This is a genomic window from Nocardiopsis sp. Huas11, from assembly GCF_003634495.1.
Taxonomy (GTDB): domain Bacteria; phylum Actinomycetota; class Actinomycetes; order Streptosporangiales; family Streptosporangiaceae; genus Nocardiopsis.
The window spans coordinates 5,640,977-5,655,803 of the sequence record NZ_RBKY01000001.1 but is presented as its reverse complement, the minus strand read 5'-3'; the positions used below and the strand labels follow the sequence as shown (position 1 = coordinate 5,655,803).

Annotated in this window: 14 protein-coding genes; 7 read left to right on the top strand and 7 right to left on the bottom strand. The window is 72.5% G+C overall.

The annotated features are described in order from the left end of the window. Positions 1 to 58: 58 nt before the first annotated feature. The 3 genes from DFP74_RS25575 to DFP74_RS25565 all read right to left on the bottom strand — a co-directional run bounded on the left by DFP74_RS25575 (position 59) and on the right by DFP74_RS25565 (position 3,433). Entirely contained in the window at positions 59 to 499 is a 441-nt protein-coding gene (locus DFP74_RS25575; protein ID WP_121185490.1) for a MarR family winged helix-turn-helix transcriptional regulator, read from the bottom strand. Between the two features lie 36 nt (positions 500 to 535). Beyond that, positions 536 to 1,327 carry a hypothetical protein gene (locus DFP74_RS25570; protein WP_121185488.1) on the bottom strand — a complete coding sequence of 264 codons (792 nt, stop codon included), beginning with the start codon at positions 1,325 to 1,327 and terminating at the stop codon, positions 536 to 538. Between the two features lie 309 nt (positions 1,328 to 1,636). Further along, positions 1,637 to 3,433, bottom strand: coding sequence for an acyl-CoA dehydrogenase (locus tag DFP74_RS25565; protein WP_121185486.1), 1,797 nt, complete (start codon positions 3,431 to 3,433; stop codon positions 1,637 to 1,639). Positions 3,434 to 3,614: 181 nt separating this feature from the next. Here DFP74_RS25565 and DFP74_RS25560 point away from each other — a divergent pair, with 181 nt between their 5' ends. From DFP74_RS25560 to aroQ, 3 genes are all read left to right on the top strand, one after another. Beyond that, positions 3,615 to 4,673, top strand: a complete 1,059-nt coding sequence (locus DFP74_RS25560) for an STM4015 family protein (protein ID WP_121185484.1) — start codon at positions 3,615 to 3,617, stop codon at positions 4,671 to 4,673. 110 nt (positions 4,674 to 4,783) lie between these two features. After that, positions 4,784 to 5,641 (top strand): alpha/beta fold hydrolase, encoded by an 858-nt coding sequence (locus tag DFP74_RS25555; protein ID WP_233571157.1) that lies wholly within the window; start codon positions 4,784 to 4,786, stop codon positions 5,639 to 5,641. Between the two features lie 87 nt (positions 5,642 to 5,728). Further along, positions 5,729 to 6,199 carry a type II 3-dehydroquinate dehydratase gene (aroQ, locus tag DFP74_RS25550; RefSeq protein ID WP_121185482.1) on the top strand — a complete coding sequence of 157 codons (471 nt, stop codon included), beginning with the start codon at positions 5,729 to 5,731 and terminating at the stop codon, positions 6,197 to 6,199. Between the two features lie 69 nt (positions 6,200 to 6,268). Here aroQ and DFP74_RS25545 read toward each other — a convergent pair whose 3' ends face one another. From DFP74_RS25545 to DFP74_RS25530, 4 genes are all read right to left on the bottom strand, one after another. Continuing rightward, a complete protein-coding gene (locus tag DFP74_RS25545; RefSeq protein WP_121185480.1) occupies positions 6,269 to 7,168 on the bottom strand; it encodes an RNA polymerase sigma-70 factor in 900 nt (299 codons plus the stop codon). Positions 7,169 to 7,321: 153 nt separating this feature from the next. Then, entirely contained in the window at positions 7,322 to 7,957 is a 636-nt protein-coding gene (locus tag DFP74_RS25540) for a histidine phosphatase family protein (RefSeq protein WP_121185478.1), read from the bottom strand. A 58-nt stretch (positions 7,958 to 8,015) separates the two neighbouring features. Next, positions 8,016 to 8,846 carry an alpha/beta fold hydrolase gene (locus DFP74_RS25535; RefSeq protein WP_199725782.1) on the bottom strand — a complete coding sequence of 277 codons (831 nt, stop codon included), beginning with the start codon at positions 8,844 to 8,846 and terminating at the stop codon, positions 8,016 to 8,018. A 214-nt stretch (positions 8,847 to 9,060) separates the two neighbouring features. Continuing rightward, positions 9,061 to 11,367 carry an FdhF/YdeP family oxidoreductase gene (locus DFP74_RS25530; protein ID WP_370013431.1) on the bottom strand — a complete coding sequence of 769 codons (2,307 nt, stop codon included), beginning with the start codon at positions 11,365 to 11,367 and terminating at the stop codon, positions 9,061 to 9,063. Between the two features lie 175 nt (positions 11,368 to 11,542). Between DFP74_RS25530 and DFP74_RS25525 the strand changes: the two genes are divergently transcribed. The 4 genes from DFP74_RS25525 (at position 11,543) to DFP74_RS25510 (ending at position 14,768) form a co-directional block, all read left to right on the top strand. Then, entirely contained in the window at positions 11,543 to 11,776 is a 234-nt protein-coding gene (locus tag DFP74_RS25525; RefSeq protein ID WP_121185476.1) for a hypothetical protein, read from the top strand. A gap of 3 nt (positions 11,777 to 11,779) precedes the next feature. Next, the gene (locus DFP74_RS25520) at positions 11,780 to 13,342 is read left to right on the top strand and encodes a sodium:solute symporter (RefSeq protein WP_121185474.1); all 1,563 of its coding nucleotides are present in this window, start codon (positions 11,780 to 11,782) and stop codon (positions 13,340 to 13,342) included. Between the two features lie 128 nt (positions 13,343 to 13,470). Continuing rightward, the gene (locus tag DFP74_RS25515; protein WP_121185472.1) at positions 13,471 to 13,962 is read left to right on the top strand and encodes a GyrI-like domain-containing protein; all 492 of its coding nucleotides are present in this window, start codon (positions 13,471 to 13,473) and stop codon (positions 13,960 to 13,962) included. Continuing rightward, complete coding sequence (locus DFP74_RS25510) at positions 13,959 to 14,768, top strand: MerR family transcriptional regulator (protein WP_121185470.1); 810 nt, start codon at positions 13,959 to 13,961, stop codon at positions 14,766 to 14,768. The genes DFP74_RS25515 and DFP74_RS25510 overlap by 4 nt, the downstream gene beginning before the upstream one ends. Positions 14,769 to 14,827 lie beyond the last annotated feature (59 nt).

Here is a 14,827-nt window from a genome sequence, read left to right as displayed (position 1 = left end):
GTACTACGGCGCGTCCCCCGTCGTACACCCTGACGCCCTACGTCCTCCGCTCTATGCTTTAGGCCTCGCCGCGGCGGAGGCGGTCATCGAGCAGCCGCACCGAGTCCGACAGCAGGGTGCGCTCGTCCCCCGTCAGGTCGTCGAAGAGCGGGACCAGTGCCGTCCCCACGCGGGAGCGCCAGTCCTCCAGCGCCGCCTCACCGGCCGCCGTCAGCTCGTGCAGCTGGGCCCGCCCGTCGTCGGGGTCGGGGCGGCGCAGGACGTAGCCGGAGGAGAGCAGGGAGTCCACGATCGCCGTCATCGTGGGCTGCCGTACCCGGCAGTTCTCGGCCAGCACCCCCAGCCGCAGCGGGCCCTTCTCCTGGAGCACGCTCAGCGCGCGCCAGGTCGCCGGGGAGGTGCGCTCGCCGGTGGCGTGGGCGGCGTAGCGTCCCAGGCGGTTGCTGATGTTGATCAGGCGCACCAGCAGCCGGGCGACCTCGTCCTCGTCGTTGCTCACGCCACGAGCGTAGTGGCCGCGCCGCCGCCCCGCCGGTCAGGCGTTCTCCAAGCGCTCGACGGCCGCGGCGAGGACCCGTTCGAACTCCTCCCGGGCCTCCTGGCGGGCCTCGGCGTCGGCCTGCTCCTGCTCCGCCTCTCGGGCGTCCGTCATGCAGGGGACGGGGTTCTCCTCCTCCGTGCACGCCTCGCGGGCCTCCCCGTGCGGCATGGTCGGGACAGCGTCCGCCCCCGGGGCCATGTCCATGTGCAGGAGCGCGAAGAACACGTCGTCCACCTGGCCCCACGCGGTGGTCATGACCATCTCCATGCCCTCGCCCTCCATGGACAGGGCGAACATGTCGCCCGTCTCCGGCAGGGAGGGGGAGCTCATCGACTCCAGGGCGGCGTCCAGGGTGATCCCCTCGGACGTGATCGTCATCTGCGAGCAGTCGCGCAGCAGGGCGTCGTAGTCGCTGGTGTCCAGTGCGTCCGCGCCCAGATCGCCCGAGACCACCATGTGCATGAAGAAGGCCGGGTCGTCGCTGGTGGCCGACTGGGCAGCGCCCTCCACGGCCCCTTCCGGGATCTCCGCGGAGCCGCCGTCCATGACCCGCGCGCACTCGGCCGGCTCCACGGCGCCGATGTCGTCGGCCCCCGTGGACGTGTCCTCCAGGTCCTCGACGTCGATGGACTCCAGCGAGTAGCCCTCGGGATAGTCGTCGGCGGTCAGAAGCAGGTCCTCCAGGCGCTCGCTCGGCCGCAGTTCCAGCGTCGGCGCGTCGCAGCCCGTCAGGACCAGGGCGGGGGCCAGCGCGAGGGCGGGCAGCGGTCGGAGTACGGAACGCATCGTGTCCTTTCCACGGGAGGGGGTGTCCGATACGTTGCGACGCCCGCGGTCCGTGGAAGGTTCGCGCGGCGGCCGGGCGGCTCGCCGGCGGCTTCGACCGCCGGATCGGGCACGACGCGGCGTGAGCGATCCGGCGGCGATGCGGCCAGGCCGTGTTTTTCTGCGGGCTTTCGGGTGAGCTCGCGGTCGTCAGGTCGTCTCTCGCCAGACGATGTGCGAAGTTCAGCCTGGTGGTGCTTCACGAGCGCAGAGGCGCAGCGAGAGGCGGTCCTGGCGGCCGCGAGCCCGGAATGCCGCAAAAAACACGGCCTAGAGCGCGTCCGCGGGTACGTCCAGGACCGTGCGGTCCCGGGAGGCCACCAGGTCGAACTGGGGCCCCGTGCGCGGCAGCTCGTGGTGGAAGAAGTACGCGGCCGCCGCGCGCTTGCCGTCGTAGAAGGACCCCTCCTTGCCGTGCGCCGCGACCGCCTGCTCCAGCCACATCCACGCGATGACCACGTGCCCGACCGCCTCCAGGTAGGGCGTGGCGTTGGCCAGGGCGACGGCCGGGTCGCCCTCGGACCAGGCCGCGGCGACCGTCTCGGTGGTGCGGGTCAGGGCGGCGTCCAGCAGGTCGGCGTAGGCGGCCTCCGCGCCGCCGAGGGCGCGGGCGCGCTCCACGGCCGTGCGCGCGGCCGCCACCAGCAGCCCCAGCCGCTTGCCGCCGTCCAGCACCGCCTTGCGGCCCAGCAGGTCCAGGGCCTGGATACCGTGCGTGCCCTCGTGGATCGGGTTGAGGCGGTTGTCGCGGTAGTGCTGCTCCACGTCGTACTCGCGCGTGTAGCCGTAGCCGCCGTGGACCTGGATGGCCAGGTCGTTGGCCGCCACGCACCACTGCGAGGGCCAGCTCTTGACGAGGGGGGTGAGCGCGTCCAGCAACAGGTCGGCGTGCTCGCGCGCCTCCTGGTCCTCGTGGCTGAGGGTGTCGTCGTACAGCCGCGCGCAGTACAGCACCAGCGCGAGGGCGCCCTCGACGTAGCTCTTCTGCGCCAGCAGCATGCGGCGGACGTCGGTGTGCTCGACGATGGGCACCTGCGGCTGGGCCGGGTCCTTGGCGCCCAGCGGGCGGCCCTGGAGGCGTTCGCGCGCGTAGGCCAGCGACTTCAGGTAGCCGGTGTAGCCGACCGCCATCGCGCCCGCGCCCACGCCGATCCGGGCCCCGTTCATCATGTGGAACATGTACTGGAGGCCCTGGTGCGGCTCGCCGACCAGGTAGCCGACGGCGCCGGGTTCGCCGCCCGGCGTGTGGCGTCCCTCGCCGAAGTTGAGCAGCGCGTTGACCGTGCCGCGGTAGCCCATCTTGTGGTTGAGGCCGGCCGGGACGACGTCGTTGCGCTCGCCGAGCGTGCCGTCCTCGTTCACCAGGTGCTTGGGGACGACGAACAGCGAGATGCCCTTGACCCCGGCGGGGCCGCCGGGGATCTTGGCCAGCACCAGGTGGACGATGTTCTCGGTCAGCTCGTGGTCGCCGGCCGAGATCCACATCTTGTTGCCGAAGAGCCGGTAGGTGCCGTCCCCGGCGGGCTCGGCGCGCGTGGTGATGTCCGACAGGGAGCTGCCGGCCTGGGGCTCGGACAGGCACATCGTGCCGGTGAAGCGGCCTTCCACCATGGGGCGGACGAAGGTGTCGATCTGCTCCTGGCTGCCGTGGGCGAGCAGCAGCGCGGCGTTGCCCGCGGTGAGGAACGGGTAAGCGGACGTGCCCAGGTTCGCGGCCTGGAACCAGGCGTTGCAGGCGCTGGAGACGAGGCGGGGCGCCTGGGCGCCGCCGACCGACTCGGGCATCGAGAGCGAGCCCAGGCCGGTCTCGGCGTAGACCTCCAGCGCCTTCTTCACCTCGGGGATGACGTGGACGCGCTCGCCGTCGAAGTGCGGCTCGTTGGCGTCGCTGGTCTTGAGGTGCGGCGCGAAGTGGTCGGTGGCCACGCGTTCGGCCAGGTCGAGGGCGCCGTCGAAGGTCTCGCGCGAGTGGTCGGCGTACCGCGGGCGCGCGGTGAGCGCCTCGGCGTCGAGCCACTCGTAGAGCATGAATCGCAGGTCGCGCGCGGAGAGAAGGGTGGACGCCACGGTGAGCCTCCCATAGGTGTATAAACCGACTGGCCGGTATGCTACCTGCTCCCTGGGACGGCGAAGTGAGCGGGGCCACTGGACGGGGACGGATCCGCACGGGTGTCGGCGCCACCTGCTAGGAATCAACCGTGTGCCAGGGCCCTCCTGGCAACCCGCCCCCCACCACGAAGGCCTCCCCATGGTCATCCAGCACCACCTCACCTCCTACGCGGGCCTGCCCGTCGTCGAGTTCCCGTCCCGCGACCTGGAGGAGGAGCGCGCCCGTTCAAGCCGGAGCGAGGCCCGGCGCACCGGCACGCCCCCGGTCCCCGTGCCGCCGGACCCGGCGCTGGAGGCCGCCCTGCGCGACCCCGGATCGGTGGCCTGGCGGCTGCGCTCGATGTTCTGCGAGGAGGAGGAGTTCGCACCCTACGTCGACCGGTTCCTGGCCGCGGTGGACACCACCGGGATCCGCGCACTCCTGGTGGGAGGGTGGTGCGACTTCACCGAGGACGCCGCCGCGGAGCCCGCGCGGGACCTGTTGATCGCGCACGCCGACCGCTTCCCGGCCCTGCGGTCGCTCTTCTTCGGGGAGATCGTCGCCGAGGAGTACGAGATCTCCTGGATCCAGCAGGCCGACCTCGCCCCGCTGCTCGCGGCCTTCCCCGAGCTGACCGAGCTGACCGTGCGCGGTGCCGGCGACCCGGGGCCGGCCGAGTCGGACGCCCCCGACGCCGGTCTGCTGCGACTGGCCGTCCCCGGGCACACCGCGCTGCGCCGGCTGACCGTCCAGAGCGGCGGCCTGCCCGGCCATGTGTGCCGCCAGATCGCCTCCTCCGGCCTTCCCGCGCTGGAACACCTGGAGCTCTGGCTCGGCGTGCGGGAGTACCGGGGTGACGCGGTTCCGGCCGACCTCGATCCGGTCCTGTCCGGTGGCGCGTTCCCGAACCTGGTCCACCTGGGGCTGCGCGACGCCGAGGACACCGACGCCTGGGTGGAGGCCCTGGCCGAGGCACCCCTCACCACAGGCCTGCGGACGCTCGACCTCTCCCTGGGCACGCTGACCGACCGCGGGGCCCGCGTCCTGCTCGGCGCCCCCGTCTTCCGGCGACTCCAGCGCCTCGACCTGCACCACCACTTCGTCTCCCCGGACCTGTGCGAGCGGCTCCGCGGGGAGTTCACGGCCGCCGGAGTGGAGATCGACGTCCGCGAACCCCGCGGGGACCGCGACGAGACCTATCCCGCGGTGACGGAGTAGCGGCGCGCCCCCGGTCCCCGTGCCGCCGGACCCGTAGGCTGGCCTCGTCCGCCGGCCGTTACGAAGAGTCCTCGCACGTCCCACGCCGTGTGCCGACCGAGGAGGCCCCTGTGAACCCCGAACGGATCCTGCCCGTCAACGGGGTGGACCTGTGCGTCCAGACCTTCGGAGCCGCCTCCGATCCCGCCCTGCTGCTCATCGGTGGCGCCGAGGCCTCCATGGACTGGTGGGACACCGACCTGTGCGAACGCCTGGCCGACGGCGCCCGGTTCGTCATCCGCTACGACACCCGGGACACCGGCCGCTCCACCACCTTCCCGGTCGGCGCGCCGCCCTACGACGGCGAGGCGCTGGTCGCCGATGCCGTCGGGGTGCTCGACTCGCTCGGCATCACCGCCGCGCACGTCGTGGGCATCTCCATGGGGGGCGGCATCGCGCAGCACGTCGCCGTGCGCCATCCGGACCGGCTCACCGCCCTGACCCTCATCTCCACGACCCCGGACGGCCCTGGCGGTCCCGGCCACCCGGACCTGCCGCCGATGAGCGAGCGACTGGCGGCCGTGTTCGCGCAGCCGTCGCAGGACGCGGGGCCCGACTGGTCGGATCGCGAGGCCGTGATCGCCTACTACCTGGAGGGGGAGCAGGCCTTCGCCGGTTCCGTCCGGCTCGACGAGCCGCGCCTGCGCCGCATGGTCGGTCGCGCCTACGACCGCAGCCCGGACATGCCCGCCGCGCAGAACCACTGGATGCTCGAAGGCTCGGACCCGGTTCGGGACGGCCTCGGCGGAATCCGAGTGCCCACACTCGTCCTGCACGGGACCGAGGACCCGCTGTTCCCGTACGGCCACGGGGAGGCTCTGGCCCGCGAGATCCCGGGCGCCACGCTGGTCCCCCTGCCGGGTGTGGGCCATCAGATGCCGCCGTACGAGACGTGGGACACGGTGGTCCCGGCGATCCTGGACCTCTGAGACCACGGGTCCCGGGCCGCCGACGCGCGGCCGGGCGGGCGACCCGTAGGCTGGCCTCGTCCATCGGCCGCCAGGAGGAGTCCTCGCATGTCCCACGCCGTGTCCCGTACCGTTCTGCTGCTCAACGGCCCCAACCTCAACCTGTTGGGCACACGCGACCCGGGCCAGTACGGCACCACCACGCTGGAGGAGGTCGAGCGGCGGGCCGTCGAGCTGGGCAAGGAACTGGGCGTGGAGGTCGTGTGCGCCCAGAGCAACAGCGAGGGCGCGCTGGTCGACCGGATGCACGAGGCGCGCCACTACGCGGGCGTGGTGTTCAACCCCGGCGCCTACGCCCACTACAGCATCGCCCTGCGCGACGCCGTCGACGCCATCGAGGCGCCGGTCGTGGAGGTGCACATCTCCAACGTCTACGCCCGCGAGGAGTTCCGGCACCGGTCGGTGACGGCCCCGGTCGCCGCGGGCTATGTCGCCGGGTGCGGCGTGTTCGGCTACGAACTGGCCCTGCGCGCGGTGCTCCAGCGCGACGCCGAGCGCCGCGCCGGACAGGACCGCTGAGCCCTGGGGCGGAGCGGGACCGCCCCGCGCGGGCGGCGGATCACCGCCCCGCCGCGCGGGGGCGCCGTTCTACCGGCTCAGGGGCGTCTCCTGGTCCACGTGCGCGAGCTTGTCCGGGTTGCGGACGGTGTACATGCCGGTCACCAGTCCGTCGTCGATCCGCAGCGCCACGACACAGTCGAGTTCGCCGTCGAGCCACAGCTTCAGCGCCGGGTAGCCGTTGACCTGGACCGGCTCGACCGACATCGCCCGGCCGTACTGCTCCAGGCCGACCGCGAGCAGGCGCGCCACCTTGTCCGCTCCCACGACGGGGCGCGGCAGGGCCTGCTTGACGCCGCCTCCGTCGCCCAGGGCGACGACGTCCGGCGCGAGGATGTCCACCAGGCCCTGGAGATCGCCGGTCTCGATCGCCCGCCGGAACGCCGTGAGCGCCGCCTGGGACTCGGACTGGGAGATCACGTCCCGCGGCCTGCGGGCGGCCACGTGCGTCCGTGCCCGGTGGGCGATCTGCCGGACCGCGGCGGGACTCTTGTCGACGGCCTGCGCGATCTCGTCGTAGTCCACGGCGAACACCTCGCGGAGCACGAACACGGCCCGTTCGGTCGGCGCGAGGGTCTCCAGCACCAGCATCATCGCCATCGAGACGCTGTCGGCCAACTCGATGTCCTCGGCCACGTCGGGTGAGGTCAGCAGCGGCTCGGGCAGCCACGGTCCGACGTAGGACTCCTTGCGGCGCCCGAGCGTGCGCAACCGGTTGAGCGCCTGGCGGGAGGCGATCCGCACCAGGTACGCGCGCTGGTTGCGCACCGTTTCCAGGTCGACGCCGACCCAGCGCAGCCACGTCTCCTGCAGGACGTCCTCGGCGTCGGTGGCCGACCCGAGCATCTCGTAGGCGACCGTGAAGAGGAGGTTGCGGTGGGCGACGAACGCCTCGGTCGCGGAGTCTTCGTGCGTGTCCCCGCCGGCCATGGGTGGCTCCTGTCCGTTCACTGATGGGTCTCGACCATGAGACGCCGGTCGCCGCCCAAGTGTGACAGCGCACCGCGCGAACGTGCGGGACGGGAAGGGGCCGGTCCCGCCACGAGGCGGAACCGACCAGTCGGTATGCGTTCGGCAAAAAAACTAGCGATACGTCAGCAGGGCGGAACCGTCCCGCTCCAGGTGCGCGTGGTCGTTGAACGACAGCACCTGGGTGCCGCCGCGCCCGTGCGCGACCTTGCTCACCGAGCCGTTGACCACCACCCGGTTCATCGACACGAACCCGGCCGCCGGCATCCCCAGCAGGGACGAGCACACCGCCGAGATCACGCCGCCGGAGGTGAAGACCAGGGCGGTGCTCCCGCGCTCCAGGCCGCCGGCCAGGTCGCGCAGGGCGGCGGCCGACGAGTCCCGGAACGCGGTCCAGGAGTCCTTGCCGGTGCCGTGGTCCGCCGTCCACGCGTGCAGGCACGTGTCGAGCCGGTGCTGGAGGGAGCCGGGGCCGGGGGAGTAGCGGTCGAGCAGGGCGAGGTGGTCGTACTCGTTCCACCGCTCGTCGGTGACGGGGACGGTGTCCAGTCCCGCCTCGGCCAGTGCGGCCGCGGCGGTCTGCTTCTGGCGCCGGAGCGTGCCGGTCACCACCGGTCCCACGCGCAGCCCGCGCCGGGCGATCTCACGGCCCAGCAGCATGGCCTGTTCGTAGCCGGTGGGGCTGAGCTCGTCGTAGTCGGCGGCCTCGGGGGAGGCCTTGCCGTGGCGGATGAGGTAGATAGCTGGCATGCCGACAATGTACGTGTGGGCCGCCGCCGCTCGGGCGCCAGCCCCCCGAACGACCGGATCAGGCCGCAGGAGCCGGGGTCGCGGCCGTGGCCGGAGCGGCGGTGCGGCAGGTGCGCAGGACCACCTCCACCACGGTGGCGGGGTCGCTCTCCATGGGAATGTGGCCGCACCCCATCAGCCGGACCTGGCGGGCGTGCGGGATGGCGGCCAGGACGCGGGCCAGCGCCCGGATCGGCAGGACACGGTCCTCCTCGCCCCAGGCGATCGTCGTGGGGCAGGCCACGCCCCGCCCGCCGCCGAAGCTGTAGCGCACGACCTCCGGGGCCAGGCGCGTGTAGGTCGATCCCCGGGTGACCACCGCCGGATCCAGGCGGGAGAGCCCGCCGCCCGGGTCGCGCAGGCGGCCGTGGAGGGCGAGCGTGGTCAGCGTGCGCACGGGCCGGCTGTCGATGACGGCGTGCCAGGCCCTCGCGGGGACCCGGGTGGCCAGGTGCATGCCGCCGACCAGCAGCCGCGAGCCCAGCATCTCCAGGGCGCTGGTGAAGCCGATGGGGGCCAGGGCCGTGACCGAGGAGGCCAGGCCGCGCGCGCCCAGCTCCAGAGCGACGGCGCCGCCCAGCGAGTTGCCGACGACGTGCGGGCGGTGCAGGCCGTGGGCCTCGCACCAGTCCTGCACGGCGTCCACGAGCGCGGAGATCCCGAAGGGCCGGTCCGGTGCGGGGGCGGCGGACTGGCCGAAGCCCGGCAGGTCCAGCGCGAACACCTCGTACCGCTCGGCCAGCGCGCGCAGGACGGGGTCCCACGCCTGGCGCCGGTGGCCGAGCCCGTGCAGGAGCAGGAGCGGCTCGCCCCGGCCCAGGCGTGCGTAAACGATGCCCCCATGGTCCATGAACCCCAGGTCTACCCGAGGCAAAGCCCTGTGGCAAAAGCTCGACCCCACTATTCCCGCAGGTCGCACGCGTTGACACCCAGGGACCGCGTGCACCGCCCGGGCTGTCGCGGGCGGGTGGGATGGATCACGCCCCGCCCGAGTGGAGCCCCGCCCGCGCGCGGCGCCCGGCCCGTGCGCGGCGCCCTTCCGTGGAACCGGACCCGCGGCCGGGTCAGGGCGCGCCGCTGTCGGGCTCGAAGCGCACCAGGACCGACTTCGACGTGGGTGTGTTGCTCACGTCCGCCGTCGAGTCCAGCGGAACCAGCACGTTGGTCTCGGGGAAGTACGAGGCCGCGCACCCGCGCGCGGTGGGGTAGTGCACCACCCGGAAGTGCGGCGCCCGCCGCTCCCGCCCGTCCGGCCACTCGCCGACGATGTCGGTGTAGGCGCCCTCGGCCAACCCCAGCTCACGCGCGTCCTCGGGGTGCACCAGCACCACCCGGCGGCCGTCGTGGATACCGCGGTAGCGGTCGTTGAGGTCGTAGATCGTGGTGTTGTACTGGTCGTGCGAGCGCAGCGTCTGCAACAGCAGCCGCCCCGGCGGCACCGGCGGCGCGTACGCGCCGTTCACCGTGAAGTTGGCCAGCCCCGTCGCCGTGGGGAACCGCCGCTCGTCGCGGGGCGCGTGCGGCAGCGTGAACCCTCCCGGCCTGCGGGCTCGCTCGTTGAAGTCCGTGAACCCCGGCACGACGCCCTCGATCCGGTCGCGCACGCGGTCGTAGTCGGCCAGCTCCGACCACGCCACCGGGCTCTGGCCCAGGACGCGGCCCGCGAGGTCCAGGACGATGTCCACCTCCGAGCGCATCTGCTCCGACAAGGGCTCCAGCACGCCGTGGGAGGCGTGCACCTTGCCCATGGAGTCCTCCACCGTGACCCAGCGCGGACGCCCCTCGTGCAGGTCGCGGTCGCTGCGCGCCAGGGTCGGCAGGATCAGCGCGCGCGTGCCCGTCACCACGTGCGAACGGTTCAGCTTGGTCGACACGTGCACCGTCAGCCCCACCCGGCGCATCGCGTCCTCGGTGACCAGGGTGTCGGGCGTGGCCGCGACGAAGTTGCCGCCCATCGCGAAGAACACCCGTACCCGCCCCTCGGCCATCGCGCGGATGGCGTTGACGGTGTCCAGGCCGTGCTCGCGCGGCGGCTCGAAACCGAACTCCGCGCCCAGCGCGTCCAGGAAGGCGGCCTCGGGCCGCTCGAAGATGCCCATCGTCCGGTCGCCCTGCACGTTGGAGTGCCCGCGCACCGGGCACACCCCCGCGCCGGGCCGCCCCACGTTCCCGCGCAGCAGCAGGAAGTTCACCACCTCGCGGATGGTGGGCACCGCGTGCTTGTGCTGGGTCAGGCCCATGGCCCAGCACACCACGACGCGGTCGGCGGCGATCACCATCGCGGCGAACTCCTCGATGAGCGCGCGCTCCAGGCCGGTGGCGCGCTCCACCCGGGGCCAGAACTCGTCCTCGGGCTCGTCCAGCAGTTCCTTGGCGAAGAGCTCGAACCCGTGGGTGTGGGTGTCGATGAAGGACCGGTCCAGCACCTGCTCGCCGCGCTGGTCGGCGGTGATCAGCAGCCGGTTGACCGCGGAGAACAGGGCCAGGTCGCCGCCCAGGCGGATCTGCGCGAACAGGTCGGTCAGCTCGGTGCCGCGGCCGAGCAGACCCGCCGCCTTCTGCGGGTTGCGGAACTCGCGCATGCCCGCCTCGGGCAGCGGGTTGACCGTGATGATGCGCGCGCCGGACTTCTTGGCGCGCTCCAGGGTGCTGAGCATGCGCGGGTGGTTGGTGCCCGGGTTCTGGCCCGCGACGATGATGAGGTCGGCCTGGTGCAGGTCGTCCAGCGAGACGCTGCCCTTGCCCACCCCCAGGGTCTCGGTGAGCGCCGAGCCGGACGACTCGTGGCACATGTTGGAGCAGTCGGGCAGGTTGTTGGTGCCCAGGGCGCGCGCGAACAGCTGGTAGCAGAACGCCGCCTCGTTGCTGGTGCGCCCGGAGGTGTAGAAGACCGCCTCGTCGGGCGAGTCCATGCCGCGCAGTTCGCCGGCCACGATGTCCAGGGCCCGGTCCCAGCTCACGGGTTCGTAGTGGGTGGCGCCCTCGGCCAGGTACAGGGGCTCGGCGAGGCGGCCCTGCCGCCCCAGCCAGTAGCCGGAGCGCTCGGCCAGCTCCGCCACCGGGTGCGCGGCGAAGAACTCCGGGGACAGCACCTGGGACGTGGCCTCCTCGGCCACCGCCTTGGCGCCGTTCTCGCAGAACTCGGCCTTGTGCCGGTGGTCGCCCTCGGGCCAGGCGCATCCGGGGCAGTCGAAGCCGCGTTTCTGGTTGACGGCCCGCATCGCGGGCAGGCCGCGCCGGACGCCCGCCTGCTCGCGTACCAGGCGGACGCTGTTGAGCACGGCGGGCAGGCCTACGGCACTGCGCTCGGGCGGACCCACGGTGGGCGAGTCCTGGGCGGGATCTGGCTGGTCGGCGCGTGTATTGCTCACACTTTCGATTCTGGCACTCCCGTCACGGGACGGCGCGGCCGCCCGGCCCGAGCGGCGCACACACTCATCTTGAATCACCTGTGTCCCATGGCACCACATCAGGATCATGGGTCAAAGGCGCATCAGAAGGGCACGGAGGGGAAATGCTCACGTAACGAACGAACCAAGGAGCCCCGTGCAGCCCTCCCCCCGAGACCGGGAACCGATCCAGAAGCCCTGGATCTGGATCGTCCTCGGCGTCATCATCCTCGCCTCCGTCCCCTGGTACTGGCCCCCGGGCACCGTCCATCCCCTCGTACTGGGGATACCCGTGTGGGCACTGGTCGCGGCGGTCGGATCCGTCGTCCTGTGCGGCTACCTCAGCTGGGTCTGCGCGACCCAGTGGGGCGACGACGGCGAAGAGGAGTAGGCCGTGGACCAGCTGACCTTCGCCGGCGCGCCCGGCATCATCGTGCTGAGCGCCTACGCGGTCATGATGCTCGCCATCGGGTTCTGGGTGAGCCGGCAGCGCCGCGGCGTGCGCGACGACATGCAGAGCTACTACCTCGCCGGGCGCAACCTGGGCGTCCTCGTCCTGTTCTTCACCCTGTACGCGACCCAGTACAGCGGCAACAACATCGTGGGCTACGCACCCTCCGCCTACCGGATGGGCTTCGCGTGGTGGCAGTCGGTCATGTTCATGACCGTCATCATCGGCGGCTACCTGCTCTTCGCGCCGCGCCTGCACAAGATCGCGCGCGAGAACAGGTTCATCACCCCGACCGACTGGCTGCGCCACCGGTTCGGCTCACCGGCGATCAGCCTGTTCGCCGCGCTGCTCATGCTGTGGGCGCTGGGCAACTTCCTGCTGGAGCAGCTCGTGGCCATGGGGCACGGCATCTCCGGGCTCACCGGCGGCACGGTGCCCTACCAGGCGGCCATGCTGGCGTTCGTGTTCGTCATGCTCGCCTACTCCTGGCTCGGCGGGATGCGGGCGGTGGCCTTCACCGACGTCATGCAGGGCATCGCGCTGCTGATCGGGGTGCTGGTCCTGGTGGCCGGAGGGCTCTACCTCATCGGCGGCGGCCTGGGCGACGCGTTCGGCCACGTCGTGACCGCCGAACCGGACAAGGCGGCGACCCCCTCGTCGGAGGGATCGGTGAGCTGGCTGTCGATGCTGGTGCTCGTCGGCATCGGCGCGGCCGTCTACCCGCACGCCATCCAGCGCGTCTACGCCGCCGAGAGCGCGGCGACGCTGCGGCGCTCCCTGGCCCGGATGGCCTGGATGCCGCTGATCACCACGGCGCTGGTCTTCATGGTCGGCATCATCGCCATCCAGCTCTACCCGGGGCTGTCCGACGCCGAGTCCGAGCAGCTGGTCGGCCTGATCGCCAATGACGTCGCGGGGATCAACCCGTTCTTCTACGTCATGATGATCCTGCTGTTCGGCGGTGTGGTGGCGGCGATCGTGTCGACGGCCGACTCGGTGCTGCTGGCGTTCTCGTCCATCATCTCCAAGGACATCGTCCGCCAGCACCTGGCCCCGTCGGCCGGCGAGAAGACCGTGCTGCTGGTGGGCAAGGTCGGGGGCGTGATCGCCCTGGCCGCGCTGCTGATGCTCGCCTGGAACCCGCCCACGCTGCTGGTCAACATCTTCGTGCTCAAGTTCGAACTGCTGATCCAGATCGCGCCGGCCTTCATCATCGGGCTGTACTGGAAGCGGATGGGGTCCGGGCCCGTACTGGTCGGCATGGTCGTCGGCGCGCTGATCTCCGGCGGCATGGCCCTGGCGGGCGTCCCCACGCTCTACGGCGTGCACGCGGGTGTGGTCGGCCTGTCCGTGAACACGGTGATCGCGGTCCTGGGCTCCCTGCTGGTGCCCCACCGCGACGCCCCGGACCCGGGGGAGGCGGACACCGCCGGCCCGAAGGCGGACGCCGCCGACCCGCGGGAGGGCTCCCCGGGCGAGGGCTCCGCGGAGCGGGCCACCGGCTAGGGCGGTCACGGCACGAGGGGGTCCGGCCCGGCCGGCCCCCTCGGTGCTGGGATTGACCTTGTCCCTGGGGGAAGGTGTGAGCTGGCGACAGGCCATCCGAGAGGCGGGTGGCGCCCAGGAGGAAGACGATGACCACCTTCACTGTCGAGCAGCGCGACGAACGGCCCTGGGTCGGAGTGTCGATGACGGCCGAGCTCGCTCACTGGGACCGCGTGAACGCGCACGTCCCGCGGATCTACGGAGCCCTGGCCGAGGCGGGCGGGATCCCGCAGGGCGGGCCGATCTACCAGTACCGCCGCTTGCGCACGGCCGCGGACCCGATGGACATCACGGTCTCCGTTCCCGTGCCGGCGCGCGTGGAGCTCGGCGCCGGGTTCGAGACCGGGGCGATCCCGGCCGGCCGCTACCTGGTCGCGCGTCCCGAGGGCGGTCCGGACGCGCTCGAACGGACCCACCGGGAGATGTGGGAGTGGGCCGGGGTGCAGGGCCTGGACCTCGCGGTCGACGAGCGGGCCGACGGCATCCACTGGCACGCGCGCACGGAGCAGTTCCTCACCGACCCGCAGACCGAGCCGGATCGCGCCGAGTGGGCGGTGGAGGTCGCATACTTGTTGCGATGAGTGAGACCGGCGCCAGGCTGTCGATCGGGGAGTTCAGCCGTCTGACGTGGCTGTCCGCGAAGGCGCTGCGCCTGTACGAGCGGCGCGGGCTGCTCAGGCCCGATGCCGTCGACGAGTACACCGGGTACCGCTACTACCGCCCGTCGCAGGCCGAGCGGGCCCGCATGATCGCGCTGCTGCGCCGTGTGGGCATGCCGCTGGAGCGCATCGGCGCGGTCCTCGACGCCGGCGCGGACGAGCGGCGCGACCTGCTCGACGCGTACCGGACCGAGACGGTCCGTGCGCACGAGCGCGCGGTCGCGCTGCTCGACGGCCTGGCACGGGGTATGGGCAATGGCCGGCCGGAACCGGCGGGGTACACGGCGCGGGTGTCCAGCCGCGACGTCGCGGCCCAGCCCTTCGTGGCGCGGACCGTCCGCACGACCGTCGCGGACCTTCCCTCGCACATCGAGCGTGCGGCGGCCGCGCTCTCGCAGCGCGCCGGGGCGGCGGTCGACCGGTCACGGCCTCTGGTCGTGGTCTACCACGGCGAGGTGGGCTGGGAGTCGGACGGGCCGGTGGAGGTGCGCGTGCCCGTCACCGACGAGGCGAGCGCGGACGGCGTCGAGCCGGCCGGCTCCGAGCTGTTCGTCGACGTCCCGTACGGCGAGGTGCAGTTCCCCACGATCCTGCGCGCCTTCGACGCGGTCCGCGACGCCGCGACGCACCGTGCGCGCCGCCCGTCCGGATCGCCGCGCGAGGTCTACTCCGACGGCGACCCGTTCCGCTGCCAGGTCGCGCAGCGCTACGTCCAGGCCCGGGACTGAGCCGGCCCACCGTGTCCTGACGCGCGCACGAGGCGACCCGCGCGCGAACCTGCGTTCGC

Bases quoted from the DNA above. Each gene is read 5' to 3' on its own strand.
- DFP74_RS25540 (WP_121185478.1), bottom strand. From the start codon at position 7,957: ATGCCAGCTATCTACCTCATCCGCCACGGCAAGGCCTCCCCCGAGGCC.
- aroQ (WP_121185482.1), top strand. From the start codon at position 5,729: ATGTCCCACGCCGTGTCCCGTACCGTTCTGCTGCTCAACGGCCCCAAC.
- DFP74_RS25545 (WP_121185480.1), bottom strand. From the start codon at position 7,168: ATGGCCGGCGGGGACACGCACGAAGACTCCGCGACCGAGGCGTTCGTC.
- DFP74_RS25535 (WP_199725782.1), bottom strand. From the start codon at position 8,846: ATGGACCATGGGGGCATCGTTTACGCACGCCTGGGCCGGGGCGAGCCG.
- DFP74_RS25570 (WP_121185488.1), bottom strand. From the start codon at position 1,327: ATGCGTTCCGTACTCCGACCGCTGCCCGCCCTCGCGCTGGCCCCCGCC.
- DFP74_RS25510 (WP_121185470.1), top strand. From the start codon at position 13,959: ATGAGTGAGACCGGCGCCAGGCTGTCGATCGGGGAGTTCAGCCGTCTG.
- DFP74_RS25560 (WP_121185484.1), top strand. From the start codon at position 3,615: ATGGTCATCCAGCACCACCTCACCTCCTACGCGGGCCTGCCCGTCGTC.
- DFP74_RS25515 (WP_121185472.1), top strand. From the start codon at position 13,471: ATGACCACCTTCACTGTCGAGCAGCGCGACGAACGGCCCTGGGTCGGA.